The sequence below is a fragment of the Glaciecola sp. MF2-115 genome (assembly GCF_047250385.1).
In the GTDB taxonomy this organism is placed as follows: Bacteria; Pseudomonadota; Gammaproteobacteria; order Enterobacterales; family Alteromonadaceae; genus Glaciecola.
Genome location: NZ_JBLBVM010000051.1, coordinates 47,606 through 64,380, shown reverse-complemented (window position 1 = coordinate 64,380; position 16,775 = coordinate 47,606). Strand labels below are relative to the sequence as shown.

Annotated in this window: 11 protein-coding genes; 6 read left to right on the top strand and 5 right to left on the bottom strand. The window is 42.2% G+C overall.

Annotation, left to right across the window (positions count from 1 at the left end):
• The first annotated feature begins 94 nt into the window (after nucleotides 1-94).
• Entirely contained in the window at nucleotides 95-652 is a 558-nt protein-coding gene (locus ACKLNX_RS09730) for a protein tyrosine phosphatase family protein (protein WP_412972211.1), read from the top strand.
• A 189-nt stretch (nucleotides 653-841) separates the two neighbouring features.
• Here the strand turns inward: ACKLNX_RS09730 and ACKLNX_RS09725 are convergent, their stop codons facing one another.
• On the bottom strand, nucleotides 842-1,348 hold the full coding sequence (locus ACKLNX_RS09725; RefSeq protein WP_412972210.1) for a DUF3087 domain-containing protein: 507 nt from the start codon (nucleotides 1,346-1,348) through the stop codon (nucleotides 842-844).
• A 57-nt stretch (nucleotides 1,349-1,405) separates the two neighbouring features.
• The gene (gene parC, locus ACKLNX_RS09720) at nucleotides 1,406-3,763 is read right to left on the bottom strand and encodes a DNA topoisomerase IV subunit A (protein ID WP_412972209.1); all 2,358 of its coding nucleotides are present in this window, start codon (nucleotides 3,761-3,763) and stop codon (nucleotides 1,406-1,408) included.
• A gap of 148 nt (nucleotides 3,764-3,911) precedes the next feature.
• Between parC and ACKLNX_RS09715 the strand changes: the two genes are divergently transcribed.
• The gene (locus ACKLNX_RS09715; protein ID WP_412972208.1) at nucleotides 3,912-7,073 is read left to right on the top strand and encodes a response regulator; all 3,162 of its coding nucleotides are present in this window, start codon (nucleotides 3,912-3,914) and stop codon (nucleotides 7,071-7,073) included.
• Nucleotides 7,074-7,104: 31 nt separating this feature from the next.
• Here ACKLNX_RS09715 and ACKLNX_RS09710 read toward each other — a convergent pair whose 3' ends face one another.
• The 3 genes from ACKLNX_RS09710 to ACKLNX_RS09700 all read right to left on the bottom strand — a co-directional run bounded on the left by ACKLNX_RS09710 (nucleotide 7,105) and on the right by ACKLNX_RS09700 (nucleotide 12,290).
• Nucleotides 7,105-7,797 (bottom strand): DUF2982 domain-containing protein, encoded by a 693-nt coding sequence (locus ACKLNX_RS09710; RefSeq protein ID WP_412972207.1) that lies wholly within the window; start codon nucleotides 7,795-7,797, stop codon nucleotides 7,105-7,107.
• Between the two features lie 104 nt (nucleotides 7,798-7,901).
• The gene (locus ACKLNX_RS09705; protein ID WP_412972206.1) at nucleotides 7,902-11,045 is read right to left on the bottom strand and encodes an efflux RND transporter permease subunit; all 3,144 of its coding nucleotides are present in this window, start codon (nucleotides 11,043-11,045) and stop codon (nucleotides 7,902-7,904) included.
• A 3-nt stretch (nucleotides 11,046-11,048) separates the two neighbouring features.
• On the bottom strand, nucleotides 11,049-12,290 hold the full coding sequence (locus ACKLNX_RS09700; protein ID WP_412972205.1) for an efflux RND transporter periplasmic adaptor subunit: 1,242 nt from the start codon (nucleotides 12,288-12,290) through the stop codon (nucleotides 11,049-11,051).
• 247 nt (nucleotides 12,291-12,537) lie between these two features.
• Between ACKLNX_RS09700 and ACKLNX_RS09695 the strand changes: the two genes are divergently transcribed.
• The 4 genes from ACKLNX_RS09695 to ACKLNX_RS09680 all read left to right on the top strand — a co-directional run bounded on the left by ACKLNX_RS09695 (nucleotide 12,538) and on the right by ACKLNX_RS09680 (nucleotide 16,721).
• On the top strand, nucleotides 12,538-13,212 hold the full coding sequence (locus ACKLNX_RS09695; protein WP_412972204.1) for a TetR/AcrR family transcriptional regulator: 675 nt from the start codon (nucleotides 12,538-12,540) through the stop codon (nucleotides 13,210-13,212).
• A 142-nt stretch (nucleotides 13,213-13,354) separates the two neighbouring features.
• The gene (locus ACKLNX_RS09690) at nucleotides 13,355-14,371 is read left to right on the top strand and encodes an aspartate carbamoyltransferase (RefSeq protein WP_411692640.1); all 1,017 of its coding nucleotides are present in this window, start codon (nucleotides 13,355-13,357) and stop codon (nucleotides 14,369-14,371) included.
• A gap of 1 nt (nucleotide 14,372) precedes the next feature.
• On the top strand, nucleotides 14,373-15,665 hold the full coding sequence (gene hemL, locus ACKLNX_RS09685) for a glutamate-1-semialdehyde 2,1-aminomutase (protein ID WP_411692639.1): 1,293 nt from the start codon (nucleotides 14,373-14,375) through the stop codon (nucleotides 15,663-15,665).
• Between the two features lie 15 nt (nucleotides 15,666-15,680).
• Nucleotides 15,681-16,721, top strand: a complete 1,041-nt coding sequence (locus ACKLNX_RS09680; RefSeq protein WP_411692638.1) for an adenylate/guanylate cyclase domain-containing protein — start codon at nucleotides 15,681-15,683, stop codon at nucleotides 16,719-16,721.
• Nucleotides 16,722-16,775: the final 54 nt, after the last annotated feature.

Below are 16,775 nucleotides of genomic sequence, written 5' to 3'. Positions count from 1 at the left end.
TACTGTTTAAAAAGCACGGCAAACCCTACGTGAAACACTGTTAAGAATGACGAGCACAAGCTCCAAACAAGTTACATTACAATAGGATATACAAATGAAGCCCTCTTTTTTTCGTACCTCAATTACTGTATTTTTATTAATCAGCACCATGCTCATGGCAAGTTTTAAACTCATGAGCTCACAAAAGTCAGAACCTATGCTAGATGATTTAAGAAACTTTCAAGTGAATACGGCAGACATGGTTAGTTCTGGTTTGCCTACCCGTGTGCACTTCGAAACGCTGAAAGCAAATGGAGTGCGTAATGTCATTGATTTGCTTCCAGATGATAGAAGCGAAGAAATCAAATTAATGAATGCCTTAGGCCTGAAATACCATAATGTCGCTGTTGAATGGAAAAATCCAACGCTAGAAAACTTTGAAGAGTACGTCGCGACAATGAAAAGCTTCGAAGCGACTGGCGGCATCACACTCACACATTGCAAATTGAATTGGCGTGGTGCAGTCTTCACTTATCTATATCGTGTTACTCAATTGAATGAGCCTGAAGCAATTGCGAAAAAAGACTTAGATGCAATTTGGCAGCCAGACGAAACTTGGCAAGATTTTATTGACGAAGTGAAAGCGAAGTATATGAGTGAAGCCTCGGAATAAGTAAATAAACCCTACGGTAAAACCTGAGTTCGAGACATACGATTTTTATTGTTCTTACTAAACTTTTTAGGAGATTCCATCCTTCGATGGAGTGACCAGTAAGCTTTTTAGGAGGTTCCATCCTTCGATGGAATGACCAGTAAGCTTTTGAGGAGGTTCCATCCTTCGATGGAATGACGGAAGGTCTAACTAAAAAGTCTTTAAGATGTTCTCACTATAGTCGTCAGCATTAAGCGTTACCTTATACTTAGCAGCCAAAACATCCAGCTCTGCTTGGCTTATTGCAAGCTGATCCATAATGATAGTGTTGTCATCTAAATGCCATAGCAGCCGTGAACCAGCATAACTGTAATGAATAGCCAGCATTGCATTAATATTACCTTCCTCAGCAGCTGCTTTTAACTTGGGCATTTTGCGATTGATTCTGTTGAGTGCTTTCTTTAATTCCCAAACATATACCACTTCACGCATGAATTCATGGTGACGGTATTTATTCAAAATCAGAGCAATCGCAAGACTTGAGATGATCACACCACTTAAGTTCCAATGAAAGTGGGTGCCGCTTTCGTCAGGAAACAAAGCAATTAACAATTGTGAAATACTCAAGCTAGCAATTGCTAAACCCGCAACACAACTAACAATCACAATGTTGAGGTGTTTTCGGTAGCGTGCTTTATCGATCTTTATGAGTTGCATATCAACCTAGCAGTATGTTTGACGCAAATGAAGGGGGATAAACGAGAAACGCACCAACTATTCGTTGGTTGGTGCGTCTGTGTTTGGCTTATCAGCGCTAGTCGTATCATCATTAGGCGCATTACCTTCAACATTAGGTGTTGTGGGCTCAATGGCAACTTTCGGAAGTTCTATCTCAACGGAATCTACACGTTGCAGTCCCCTTGGTAGTTTGTTTCCTCTGCGTCCGCGTTCACCTTGGTAATGAGTTAAGTCATTTGCTGTTAAAGTCATTCCGCGTTTACCTGCAAATACTTTGATATCGGCGCCTTCAGGAACAACCGTCAACACAGTTAAATACTCTTCACGCGTCTTCGCTTTGGCGGAAGGAATATTCATCAACTTGTTCCCTTTACCTTTGCCTAGCACAGGAAGATCCCTAATTGGGAATAACAGCATTCTACCTTCATTGGAAATACACAAACACCAATCGGTTTTCACATTAGTTAAAGGCTGTGGGCGAATGACTTTTGCGGCAGTTGGCAAGGAGACAAAGGCTTTACCCGCTTTTGCCTTGCTCAGCATGTCTGAAAACTTACCGACAAAACCATAACCTGCATCAGAGCCAATAAGGAATTGTTTATCATCTGCGGCCATCACAACATGTTCTATTGTTTCGCCACCAACAATACTAAAGCGGCCTGTTAGAGGCTCTCCTTGGCTTCGTGCTGAAGGTAATCCGTGTGCATCACAGGAGAATGCCCTGCCGGATGAATCGATAAACGCAACTAGCTGAGTACTTCGGCCTTTCGCACTGCACAAAAACTTATCGCCCGATTTATAACTCAAGCCTTCTACGTCTATGTCATGCCCTTTCGCGCATCGTGCCCAGCCTTTGTCAGAAACAACGACGGTAATCGGCTCAGACGGAACGAGTTCTTTTTCAGAAATGGCTTTTGCTTCGGCACGCTCCACAATAGGACTGCGACGATCATCACCATAAGTTTCAGCATCTGCTAGAATTTCTTTCTTAATGAGGGTCTTTAAACGACGATCTGAGCCTAATAGCAACTGCAAGCTGTCACGTTCTTTAGCTAACTCGTCTTGCTCACCCTTGATCTTAGTTTCTTCTAACTTCGCCAAGTGACGTAGTTTCAATTCAAGAATTGCTTCAGCTTGTGTATCGCTGATACCAAAGCGCTCCATCAATACAGGCTTTGGTTTGTCTTCTGTACGAATAATGTGAATCACTTCATCAATATTCAGGAAGGCAATTAACAAGCCCTCTAAGATGTGCAAGCGCGCTAGAATTTTATCTAGTCGATATTGCAGGCGACGAGTAACAGTGTCTTTTCTGAAAACCAACCATTCGTTCAAAATTGAGCGCAGATCTTTAACTTGCGGACGGCCATCAAGACCTATCATATTAATATTGACGCGGTAGCTTTTTTCTAAGTCGGTGGTTGCAAACAAATGTTGCATCAACTGCTGTGTATCAACTCGATTTGAGCGCGGTGTGATTAATAAACGTGTTGGGTTTTCATGGTCTGATTCATCACGTAAATCGCTAACCATCGGCAGTTTCTTAGCCTGCATTTGGCTAGCAATTTGCTCTAACACTCGGCCACCAGAAGCTTGGTGTGGCAAAGCGGTGATAATAATGTCGCCATTTTCTTCTTGATAAACAGCACGCATTTTTATGGAGCCACGACCGGTTTCATAAATCTTTTGGATGTCACTGCGAGGAGTAATGATTTCAGCATCAGTCGGGTAATCCGGACCCTGAACATGCTCTAACAATTCACTCAATTCTGCACGGCTATTATCTAGTAGTAAGGCACAAGCATTTGCAACCTCCCGCACATTGTGGGGCGGAACATCGGTGGCCATACCAACAGCAATACCGGTTATTCCATTAAGTAGAATATGTGGTAAGCGTGCAGGTAGCACTTTGGGTTCGTTCATGGTGCCATCGAAGTTTGGCTGCCAATCAGCTGTGCCCTGACCCAATTCAGTAAGCAATACTTCACTGAATTTGCTTAATCGAGATTCGGTATATCGCATGGCGGCGAAGGATTTAGGGTCGTCTGGTGCACCCCAGTTTCCTTGCCCATCCACTAAAGGATATCTATATGAGAAAGGCTGCGCCATTAACACCATAGCTTCATAACAGGCCGAGTCGCCGTGTGGGTGAAACTTACCTAATACGTCACCAACGGTTCTGGCTGACTTTTTGTACTTGGCACTATTACTTAACCCTAGCTCAGACATTGCGTAAACAATTCGCCTTTGCACTGGTTTCAGGCCATCACCAATATGTGGTAATGCCCGATCCATGATGACGTACATGGAGTAATTAAGGTATGCGTCTTCAGTAAACCGACTTAAAGCTAGCTGCTCAATACCGTCAGTGTTAATGGTTATTTCATTGCTCATGATGGATTTTAATTATTCTTATTTTAATAAAAACAAAATACAGCTGTCTCGATTCGCCATTGTTAAGCTATCGTGCTGTACTTATGTTGCCGCAGAATCTATATTAGCACCATGTTATATTATTTTCGCATTCAGCATAACAATTCTTGTGTCTAAACTGATAAAAATACGTGCGTTATTGGCAATCTTGCTATTTGCTTTAGCATTTTCCACAAAAGCGAACGAACTAATTACTTTGGAAGACGATTCATCTTCGGTGAATATTTCGTCTACGCTGTCTGTTTACCCTCAGCAAGACCGTGCCTTAAGTTTTGACGAATTCAAATTGGCTCGTACTAATCTTTCCTATCAAAACTACAAAAACCCCAATTATGGATATAACCCAAGTGGGATTTGGCTTTATGGTGAAGTTAAAAACTTATCAAAAGCAGAAGATTGGATTTTCAACGTCAATTTCTCTCAACTTGATCAAGTCGACCTATATGTTGTTGGCAGTGGCAAGATAATTGAAAAAGTGAGTGGCGGAAGAGAGCAAAGCGGACACTCTTACCGCACACCAACATTTAAAGTAAGGCTAGACCACGAAAAAACCTATCAAGTTTACATTTTCGTTAAAGCAAAACGAATCCCCATCATCGCGCCAGTTAGGTTAATGAGTGAGTATCAGCATGAACACGAAACACTTCTCGACTATCTAATATGGGGCGGTTTTTATGGTGGCTTATTAGTCATCGCACTTTACTGCATTGCCATCGTGTACGACAAGCGTGAGCTCAGTGCAATAGTATTGTTAATCCTTGTTTGCTTGGTCTTTTTATGGCAAATGATATGGAGTGGTCATGTGCAATTGTTGCCGGATGAATGGCATTCGCGCAATTTTTTCCACAACCTAGATGCCCTTCTCCCCCTTGTTTGCGCCGCTGGTACTCTTTTCACGCTGACTTTTTTACCAAGGCCTAAGAGCTTTAGCTTAGCTCATGTCGCCCTGCAGGCGCTCTTTGTTGTACTACTGTTGATTTTTGCGACGATGCAAATGGGATTACTTAATGATGTCGTACTTTTACTGTTAACGCGCTTCATTGGTTTTACAACAATAGTGCTCAATGTTATTTATATTGTAAAAAGTATTAATCAGAAGTTCTTACCCGCAAAAACGATATTTGTTGGCTGGGTATTTTTAGCCACTGGTTCTATAATCGGCACCCTGTTTATAGGTGGCAAACTACCCATTAATTCCTTTACCACATACGTATTTCAATCTGGCTTATTGGCTCAAACCTTATGTTTTGTTTTAGCGATTATCTTAAAAGTAAGATACAAACTCGAACTCGAAATACATCAAGCATCACAAGACGCAGAAAATAATTTTCTTTTAATAGAAGAGCAAAACGTTCATTTGGATATTGCACGCAGAGAAGCGGTTAAAGCAAGTGAGATAAAAAGCCAATTTTTAGCGAATATGTCGCACGAAATTAGGACTCCTTTAAACGCCATTATCGGCTTCAGCAAAGAGCTCGAAAGTAAAAAAAGCGAAACGGAACGCGATGAGCATGTGCGCATTATCAACAGTGCGGCCTCTGACTTACTCACTATCGTGAATGATATTCTCGACTTCTCAAAAATGGAAGCCGGTAAATTAACCATTAACCAAAAGCCATTTTCACCGCGCGATGCGTTTGAAGAGATTGTGAGTTTAATGGCCAAATCTGCACATTTGAAACAGCTCGAATTCATATTTGATATTGATACATTGCCCGCAGTTTTAATTGGAGATAGCTTCAAATTAAAACAACTAATGAGCAACTTACTCAGCAACGCTTTAAAATTTACCAATGACGGTCAAATAACATTGCGAGCACGTTCCTTACAATTTGGTAATGACGAATATATGTTGTCTGTGGAGGTCGAAGATACTGGCATCGGTATCAGCGATGCTGATAAAAAGAAATTGTTCAAACCATTTAATCAATTAGACGATGACCTAAATCGCTCTTTCCAAGGAACAGGCCTAGGTTTAGTTATATGCCAAGAATTAACCTTCTTAATGAAGGGCAGTATTGAAGTTGAAAGTCACTATTCTTTAGGTAGTAAATTCACCATTAATTTGCCATTTAAGACAGTCAATAACCAGTATGTGCCGGCAGTACAAAGTAGGTTTTATGAAAAAACAGCCGGTATATACGACCCAATACCAGAGAATAGAAAAAATACAGTTAAATTGCTGAAAGCACTTGGGTTTGTGACCTACTCTTATGACTCAATTTCGGCTTTTGAACAAACCGAACAGTCATTTGATTATATTTTTGCGTCATTGCCCATGCGCAGACTATCCAAACGCAGTGCTGAAATTAATCGAATTCTAAAAATGAATTCACAAAAAATCGTCTTTTTATTTTCTGGGCCACCTCCAGAGGAGCATCAAATTCGACGCGTGGTAAATCAACCCTTCATCATTCGCTCACCGCTAACTTTGAAGAATATTAATGACCTAAATACAGTAGCAATTGAGGCGGCAGAAAAAGGCGGAAAATCCGGTGTGAAGTCCTTACCACCGGCTCGAATCTTGGCAGTTGATGATATGCCACTCAACTTGAAGCTGCTTGATACTTGGCTGAAAGATTCCCCTATTACACTCGATACAGCAACCTCGGGCGCCGATTCTGTCGAATTATGTAAGCACAATGAATACGATTTGATATTGATGGATATTCAAATGCCCAACATGGATGGACTGCAAGCAACTAAGCTCATTCGCCAAACGGATTTCAATTTGGGTACACCAATCATTGCGATTACGGCTCATGCATTCCCAGAGGAAAGGGATCGCTTTTTATCCTCAGGCATGGACGACTATTTACCTAAACCTGTCGACTTGGAGACATTAGTAAAAACAATTCAAAACTGGTGCAGTGGTACAGAGTTTATTGAAGCCAAAAGTGTCCCCATCAATTGGGAAGCCGCCGTCAAAAAAGCAAATGGCAACGAAGAAGGTGCTAAAGAGTTTCTTGCCGAATTTGTGCTTATGTTGCCACAAAGTATGAGTGAAATAGAGTTGCATTGGCAAATGCAAGACTTTGAATCCCTACAGGAGTGCGTGCACAAACTGCATGGAGTAAGTGCCTATACGGGGGCAACTAATTTTCAAAAAATATGCTACGAGACTGAAAGTCATTTAAAGCGACAACAGTACACTGACTTAAAGAAGCTATTTTCTAATTTACTAGTTGAAGCGGAAAGCATAATTGAACACTGGCATAACGTTGTGCAATTTGAACCAAAATTAAAGGACGCAAGCGATACTCTAAATTAAGTAGTACTTAATCACTTTTAGCAACAGCAATTTAGCGCTTGGTTTGAATCGCTGTCGCTTGGCAGTCTTTTAGTAAGGATAGAAATTTGTTCACGTCTCTATCAATTTCATTGCTGGAAATGAATATATCGTAGCCTAATTGCTGACGCAGTTTTTTCATTCTGTGTCCAAACATAGCCAATACACCGCGAATATTGGTACCGTCGCTGCGTACAAACTTTTCATCGTCAATCATATCAGAACCATAACATTGACCCGATGCGCAATTTGAATCGAGGTTCTGCATAGTTAAAGGTCGCTGCTCCATGAGCAAATAAGTAATGAGTCGCGGTGAAATTTCATCAAGAAAAATGTCGGGATCACGCAAGCGAAAACCGATCATTTCAAGCTCAACTTGCTCAATTCCCTTTGTTATGCGCGGCACATCTATGCGCTGAATATTGTCCCAAGAAATTCGCCACTTTCCGCGACGATGATTGTAAATAAGATATTCACGGCTTAGCTCGAGGCTATACATCGGCTCTTTAAGTTTGAACCAACCAATAATCAGCCCGACTATACCGCCACTGATAATAAAAACGCCTGGCAAAAATAGTATTTGGGGTAGGACAATACAAACAAAGGCACCCAAGAGAATCAGACCGGAGCCTATTAAAATTGAGGTTAATCCATTGTGAGTTGAAGCTGCTCTAATAAAAATAGAGTCGGATTTAGTTCCAGACATAAAAATAAAATACCAACATAAGTATGCACCATATCAATATTAAACGAGAACGGCGGCAAAAAGCACAATCAGTTTGCCACCATTGTTTAATTTGTTGAATTAATTTAGGCATTCGCAGTTTGTTGCGCTTGTCGTTGTTGTTTTCTGGCTCTCATTCTACACATCATTGCCACAATTGTGGGAGTGAAAAATAATGACAAGATAACAGAGAATCCGACGCCACCTGCCAAAACAACAGCAAGGGGAGGCCAAAAGGAACCTTGTGAGAACAACAATAGTGGGATCAAGCCTCCAACTGTTGTGAAGGTAGTGGATAATATGTGTCGGCTGCAGCTCATTGTTTCTTGCACAATCGCTCTCGTATCTCCACTTTTCGCTTTGTCATTAGCGTTAATAGCAGCGATCACAACGATAGATCCGTTTATCGCAACACCAATGAGACCGGCGCTACCAAGCAATGGGTTAAAGCCTATCGGTAGGCCAGATATCCACAAACTAAGCATACCTAAACCCACTGACAATATCGCCACCATAACGATAACGCCGGCAAACCTAACGCTATGAAAGGTCAAGATAAGCGCCATCAGCATGAGAACTAAGAGCACTGGGGCGTAAGTGGCTAACTGCCCAAGCGCCTGGGCTCTTTCATCTGCATCACCCGCCATTTTTATACGGTAACCTGTCGGTAAAGAGAAATCGCCGCTTTCCAGCAATTCACGCAATTGCTCACTGGCATCAATGGCTGGTACGCCCGGTAAAAGGAATGCTTGCACTTTGTTCACACGCTCGCCGTCTAGCCTTGTAATACCGCTGATACTCGGGACTAAGGTAAATTCACCTAAAGACGCAACACCCACACTTGCATTATGCTGTACTAGCACTTGATTCATTAAAGGAAGAGCATCAAGTTCTTTTAAATCGCCACGACGCTCATCGTTGACTCTTACTCTAACAGGTAATTCTTCAGTGCCTTGCAAGACCGAGCCACCAGTTGTGCCCGCTAAGGCCAGTTGCAATTGTTGCGCAATTTCAGTTAATGATAGTTGGGCAATAAAGGACTCATTTTCAGTCACGTCATATTGAAGTTCTGGCTCACCGGTAGTGATAGTAGCAATAGATTGCGAAATACCAGGGACTTTTGTCATTGCTAAGCGGACTTCTTCTCCTAGGGCGTTCAGTGTATTGATGTCGGGGCCAAAAATATCCACTTCAATTGGGGCTGGAATAGGAGGCCCTTGCCCGAACGCCCTCACCACTATTTGAGCATTAGGATAAGCATCTTGCAGTTCAAACTGCAATATAGGAATTAGTGCGGCTGCGGCAGAAATGGAACCAGTTGTGACGACAGCGTTTGCGAATTCAGGTGAATTATCGCGAGACATGACCTGGTTGTAGTAGATAGAAGGCGCAGACGCACCAATCAGCCAAGATACTTGTTTTACTTCATCTTGATTACGAATATGTGTATCGATGCTTTCTGTGACTTTCTTCGTTTGCCCAATTGCAGAACCATTAGGCAACCAAACGTAAATTTCAAACTGATCACGATCTGCACTAGGAAAGAATACACTTGGCAGTTGCTGTGAAAGCACAAATCCGGACAAGCAGAACACGATAATAACGGGTAGTACAATTAAAGGACGTTTGATCACTTTACCCAAAAGTCGCGAAAACTGGTGGGAAACCTTTGGCATTTGCCAGCCTCGCTTATACCAAGCATGATGGTTTTCACTATCTCTTGGTAAATATCTCGCCGCAAGCGCTGCGATTACCGTTAAAGAAATAACTAGTGAACCAAGTAATGCCATAACAACGCTAATCGCAATCGCTCCGATGAAATCCCCTATGTTGCCGTTCAATAGAAATATCGGCATGAATCCCAAAACCGTAGTAAGCGTTGATGCTAGCAAAGGCGCAAATAAATGCTTCACTGATTTTTCTAAAGCTTGTTGACGGCTAAGACTTTGGTTAAGCAAGTTCAGCCTAATCTCATCGGTAATTACAATCGCATTATCTATCAACAAACCAATGGCAATGATGATGCCAAAAATGGACATTTGATGAATTTGTTGATCAAAGAAACTAAGCGAGAAAATAGCAAATGCGGCACACAAAGGCAGTGCAAGACCTACAATCCAACTTGCTTTCGCTCCCATGAAAACAAGGATTACCAGCATCACCACTAACGAACCTAGTAAGAGGTTTTCAGTTAACTCAGTAAGCCTTGCTTCAGTGTATTTATTTTGTTCAAAAACCATATTTGCTTGAACTGTGCCATCGAATTCCTCATTGAAGTCCGCAACTTTTTGTTTAACAGCCTCGGTCCAATAATCCACTCTAACTGTGGTTTGCATTCTAGCGGCTAAAAATATGGTCCGTTGACCATTAACCAGCGCATACTCTCGTTCAGGTGTTTGCCAAGCTTGTTGAATACTAGCAACATCGGCTAAACGCAAAAAACTGCCATCGGCAGCAACAAGTGGAATGTTGGCGATAATGTCGAGACTTTCTAAGGGCTCAGCTACTTGAACTCTTATATTTTTCTGTTCAGTTCGCAAAACACCTGCAGGAAGCTTAGAGTCTGCCGTACGTATGCGCTCACTAACCTGTCCAATCGTTAAGCCAGCTATGGCCAGCGCTTGTGGATCAAGAGCAACGATAACTTCCTCTATGGGATGGCCATACAATCGGACAAGCTCTGTTCCAGGTACGTTGCGTATCCTATCTACCAACTCGCTAGCGAGTCGACCTGAGACCGACAACGATGTGCTCTCTGGCATATCGCTATCAATAGACAATAGCACTGTAAATGCCGTGGCTCCTCGTTTGTCTTCTAAAAGCGGCTTACTTACACCTTCCGGTAACCTTGCTGAAGCATTCTCGAGGCTGTCTCTAATTTTAGAGAAAATTTGCTGATTACTCGAGTTGTCTACCCAGTCTTGAAGTTCTACCAGAAGACTAGAAAAGCCCGCTTTTGACGTAGACTTAATTTCCTTTATTTCATACAGTTCTCGCAGCTCATCTTCTAGTACGTCGGACACTAGCGCTTCTACTCGCTCTGCTGAAGCGCCAGGGTATGCAGTGAGAATTAAGACATTCCGTAAGTCGATTCTAGGATCTTCAAGGCGAGGTAAACTAGTTACAGCGGAAAGGCCTGCAACCAAAATGATAATAATACTCAGAACAAGTAAATGACCACGACGAAAGAAAGCCGTATACCAAGGTGAGTTGTTTTGCTCATTCGACATTTTTTAGTTTCTCGCCGTATTTATCACTTGTACATTTTGCACTATTTGATTCGGTGTTAAGCGGTGAAGACCGCCAATGACTAGCAGCTCCCCCTGTGCAATAGCACCGGAAACAAATGCACGCTCTTGCTCCATGTACTCAACATAAACACTGCGTGGCTGTATCACTTGACTCCCTGTGGATTTGTCAATCACAAACAATGTCCACAGGCCTCGAACACCGTTAGACAAAGCACTTATGGGAACCCAAGCCCCCTGCTTTTCAATTTCGACATCTACCGAGAGTGATACTATATCACCTGGCATTAAGTAAACTTCTTGTGCAGCTTGTGCATCAATGACAAACAAGGCATCTATTGCTCGCGTTCCGCGGTTTCGTTGCTTCGCCAAAGATATTAGAGTAGAAGGTACGGCCTTACCATCAAAGCTAAGAGAATAGCGATCGCCTTGCGTCAATGCTAGAGGAGACTGTGCAGGCAAACCAATTCGAGCCTCTAAGTCAACATCCGCCATGAGTGAAAACACCGCTTGACCGGTTGAGACGACAGTTCCAGAATCCAAAAATTGTTGCACTACCTGACCACTAAACGGTGCAACAAGGTGAGATTTCTGGATCTCCACATCAAGACGCTCGTCTCGTGCCTTCACCTCATTCACTAAGGCGTTTGCAGCATCTAAAGCAGCTCTTGCTTCATCTAAGCGTTGTTCAGGCTCAAGTCGTTTTTTAACTAATTCTGCAGTTCTCTTCGCTGATAAACTGGCGAGCTTTGCATCTGCTTTTGCCTTCACCAACGCGGCACTCACCTCCTTCTTCTGTGCTAGGAGCCGCTGAGTATCAAGAACAGCCAAAGACTGACCTTTCACTACTCTCTCGCCTTCAGAAACCAAGGTTTGTTCAATCACACCTGAAAGCTCAAAACCCAAATTGGCTTGTTGAGCCGATTCAATTAAACCATAAACTTTTCTTTGCTTTGTGTAAGCCTCTTGAATAAACAGCGCTTGCACATTTACTTTTGCATTTTCAATGACCATAGATTGCTCATCTGCAAGAGCATGAGCTGCTTTATCACCGGAAAACAGCATAAGGACCACAAGTAAAATAAAGCTGCCTGTGCAGAGTACTAACAGTGACAACTTGGCGGCGCTTGAATTATCGTTTTCTAGCGAAACTTCCAGTGCGGAAGGATGAGAGTGTGCCGCTGGCTCGGAAGCGCTGCCATCAGATGGTAAATTGTTATTGCTCATGTATTTGAACCCAATACTTTAAAAAGTGTCATTTATTGCTTCCCCGCCCTAGATTGAATAATGATTTAGAGCAGTAGTCTTATTGATACTGTTTACAGAATAATTCAGACTTAGTTTAATTTGAGCTAATGCTAAACTATAAATACTAGACCGTCTAGTTTGATTATTAAAAGTATGCTACATTGGCCTCATACAGACCAGTTTTGAATCCCATATTTGGGCTCTTACATGTAAAAGTAAATACTTTATGACTACCTTATCGACAAGCAGCAAAAAATCGCCAGCGAACAATACGCAAAGCCAAGCAAAAATGGCAGGGCGTCCCAAGAGCAATGAAAAGCGACGTGACATCCTCTTTAATGCAGGTGAATTATTTTTACTTCAGGGTTATGACCGCACTTCAATGGACGCCGTTGCTAAACACAGTGGTGTATCGAAACAAACTGTCTATTCACATTTTAAAAACAAAGATGTTCTGTATACCGCTGTAATTGAAGCAAAGTGCGAAGAGTATCGCATTCAAGAATCAACACAGTGCGCCGAGTCACAAGCTTTAGATGAAGTGCTTTTTGGTATTGCTTTAAACTTTATTCAATTGTTGAACGATGAGCGCGTGATCGCGATGTATTCAGTCGTAATTGGCGAGTCTAAGAATAATTTGCATGTAGCCAAATTATTTTACGATGCAGGTCCGTTACACGGCATTACACTCGTAAAAGACCTACTTATTAAGCACCCAGAGATAGCGCTAGCGGATGAGCAGGCGAAAGAGCTATCCATTGATTTCTTTAATTTACTAAAAGGCGAGTATTACATGCAAAGTATGCTTGGCTTGGCTTTCAAACAAGAGCCTGAAATGCTTGAAATATTTGCACGTAAAGTAGTCTCCAAAACCCTTAAAATCGCGGATTTATTAAAATAGAAACATAATTGATACAGATAGTGATCTTGCGCAATTAAGTTGACAAAATTTACGGCTTTTTTGTGAAAATATAACGCTTTACTCTGCATTTTTTTGATAAACTCTGCACCATTAAATATTTTAGATTAAGGGCGCTACGTTCATGACTGTTTTTACCGGTAATCATGTTTTGAGTGTTGGGCAATTTGACCGTGATGCAATTGAAAAAGTGTTCATGGTGGCTGATAGTATGCTGCCGTATGCGCTTCGAAAAAAACGCACCCAAGTTTTGGATGGCGCGATTTTAGGAAACCTGTTCTTCGAAGCAAGCACAAGAACGCGTGTTAGCTTCGGTACTGCTTTCAATCTACTTGGCGGCGAAGTAAGAGAAACTACGGGCATGAGTAATTCAGCGCTAGCAAAGGGTGAATCATTATACGACACCGCTCGAGTACTCAGTGGTTATTCAGATATTATTGCCATGCGCCATCCTCAAGCGGGTTCTGTCGCGGAGTTTGCTGAAGGTAGTCGAGTCCCTGTGATAAATGGCGGAGATGGCGCGAACGAACATCCTACCCAAGCTCTTCTTGACTTGTATACGATAGAGAAAGAACGCAAATCTCATGGTGAAGGGATTGATGGCTTGAACATAGCGATGATTGGCGATCTGAAATATGGTCGAACAGTGCATTCGCTATCTAAGTTATTGTGTTTGTATAAAAACCTTCATTTTACCTTAATATCACCAGCAGAGCTGAGCATGCCAAGCGAAATTTGCGATATGATCGTCGATGCTGGCCATCAATTAACCATCACTGAGCAATTAGAAGGCAGCTTCGACGCCGATATCTGCTACCAAACCCGTATTCAAGAAGAGCGATTCCCTTCGCAAGATGAAGCGAATAAATTTCGTGGAAAATTTCGTTTGAACCAGCAGATTTACACTAAGCATTTTCAATCAAAAACCGTAATTATGCACCCCCTACCGAGAGATTCGAGAGCGGAAGCAAATGAACTAGATAACGATTTAAACCTTAACCCAAATCTAGCAATTTTTAGACAAACAGATAACGGCGTATTAGTCAGAATGGCATTGTTTGCTCTGACTCTTGGCGTAGAAGATAAAGTATCTGATTTTGACAGACCCGTACATTGGTACAGCAATAAAGGCCAAAGCTAACATGACAACCCAATCTGAAAAACTTTTCGAAAGAGCCCAAATCACTATTCCTGGTGGCGTTAATTCTCCTGTGAGAGCGTTCAAAGCTGTCGGTGGAACACCTCGCTTCATAAATAAAGCTGACGGCCCCTATATGTGGGACGTTGATGGAAATCGCTATATTGATTACATCAACTCCTGGGGCCCAATGGTGCTCGGTCACAATAATGCGAAAGTAAGACAGGCTGTGATTGACGCTGCTGAGTTTGGATTAAGCTACGGTGCGCCAACAGAAGCAGAAATTCACATGGCTGAACTCGTCAATAAACTCGTACCTTCAATGGAAATGGTGCGAATGGTGAATTCAGGCACGGAAGCAACAATGAGCGCGATCCGCCTTGCAAGAGGCTACACGAGTAAGAACAAAATTTTAAAATTTGAAGGCTGCTACCACGGCCATGCAGATTCTTTGTTAGTAAAAGCCGGCTCAGGTGCATTAACACTAGGAGTACCAAGCTCGCCTGGCGTTCCTGACGATTTTGCAAAGCACACTCTTACGGTCGACTTTAATAGCTTAGATTCTGTTCAAGAAGCCTTTGATAAACATGGTGACGACATCTCATGCATTATCGTTGAACCTGTCGCTGGAAACATGAATTGCATCCCACCCGTTGAAGGTTTCTTGGAAGGTTTACGCAGTATTTGTGATCATTATGGTGCTTTGCTAATCTTTGATGAAGTAATGACTGGTTTTCGAGTGTCATTAGGCGGTGCTCAAGAGCGTTATGGCGTAGAACCGGATCTCACATGTCTTGGAAAAGTCATTGGTGGAGGCATGCCAGTAGGTGCATTTGGTGGTAAAAAGAAAATCCTCACGTACATCGCTCCAACGGGTCCAATTTATCAAGCAGGAACATTATCAGGTAACCCAATCGCAATGGCCGCGGGCCTTGCAGCTCTAACACAATTAGCTGAGCCTGGTTTTTACGACAGCATTTTTGAAAATACAAAGATCTTAGCCGAAGGCATCAGAGATACAGCACATAGAAATAATATACCTATGAGCATAAACGTTGTTGGTAGTATGTTTGGCATATTCTTCACTGATGTTGAACGCGTCACTAATTACAAGCAAGCAATTAGCTGTAATACCGCGCAATTCAACCAGTTTTATCATGCAATGCTGAACGAGGGTGTATACCTAGCACCCGCTTCATACGAGGCCGGTTTTGTATCTAAAATGCATACTATTGAAGTTGTAGAAGCAACGATTGAAGCCGCTGATAAAGCATTCAAGCAAATTACTGCTAAGTAAAAGGAAGTAAAGTACTTGTTGTATTGGGTTATTGGTTTATCTATTTATGCGATTATCTGTACTACGCTCTGGTTAAATACCTTGCGTAAAGCTAAACGCATCAAGAATAAACTTATCCAATATACAGATACTGAGAAACAATCTTATCAGCATAAAGCCGACCAAGCGATGCATCTCAACCAGAACTTCCAAAAATTCGTTCCACGTCAATTCGTTGAACACATATACAAGAAAGGTGAATCACTCGAGCTAGGCTATGCCGACGAGGACAATGTCGCCATCATGTTTTGTGACATTAGGGGGTTCACGGGGCTTTCTGAAAAAATGAAACCGCAAGAACTAATGAATTTCTTAAATTCATACTTCTTGCGAATGAATGCCCCGATCCATGACAACAAAGGCTTTATCGACAAATTTATTGGAGATGCCATTATGGCATTATTCGATAACCCTGAAGGCTCTGATTGCGATAAAGCACAAGACTCTATTCGCGCAGCGATGGGCCTAAGGCGTGCTTTGTTTCTATATAATCGACATCGTGAAAAGAGTGGATACGCTGCTGTTAACATTGGTATCGGCATCCATTTTGGCCCAGTGATTATAGGCACTGTTGGCTCTGATGACAGAATGGATACTACCGTTATTGGTGACAGCGTTAACATTGCACAACGCTTAGAGACCTTAGCACCAGTCTACAATGTAGATATTATTGTTACTGACCAATTGGTTGCGACAGCTGAATATGCATTCGCTTCACGCACAATCGATTGGGTAAGAGTGAAGGGTCGTTCCGAGCCATTAAAACTGGTCGAAATATTATCCCACTTGCCAGAAGACTTACAACAGCAGAGACTTGATCGAGCCGGAGCTATTCAACAAGGTATGGATTTGCGCATTGATGGCAAATTACGTGATGCTTTAGATGTTTTCCGCGCAGCGAAAAAATTAAGCCCTCAAGATCCTGTATTGAAACACCATATTAAATGGACTGAAGAGTTGATTCTTCACGGTATTCCAGAGAATTGGGATGGCGCACTGCAGTTAAGTGGAGATTAAATAGGTCGTCTGGCGCAATGAATATTGCAAAGCCAAACGACCGATTCAACTAAC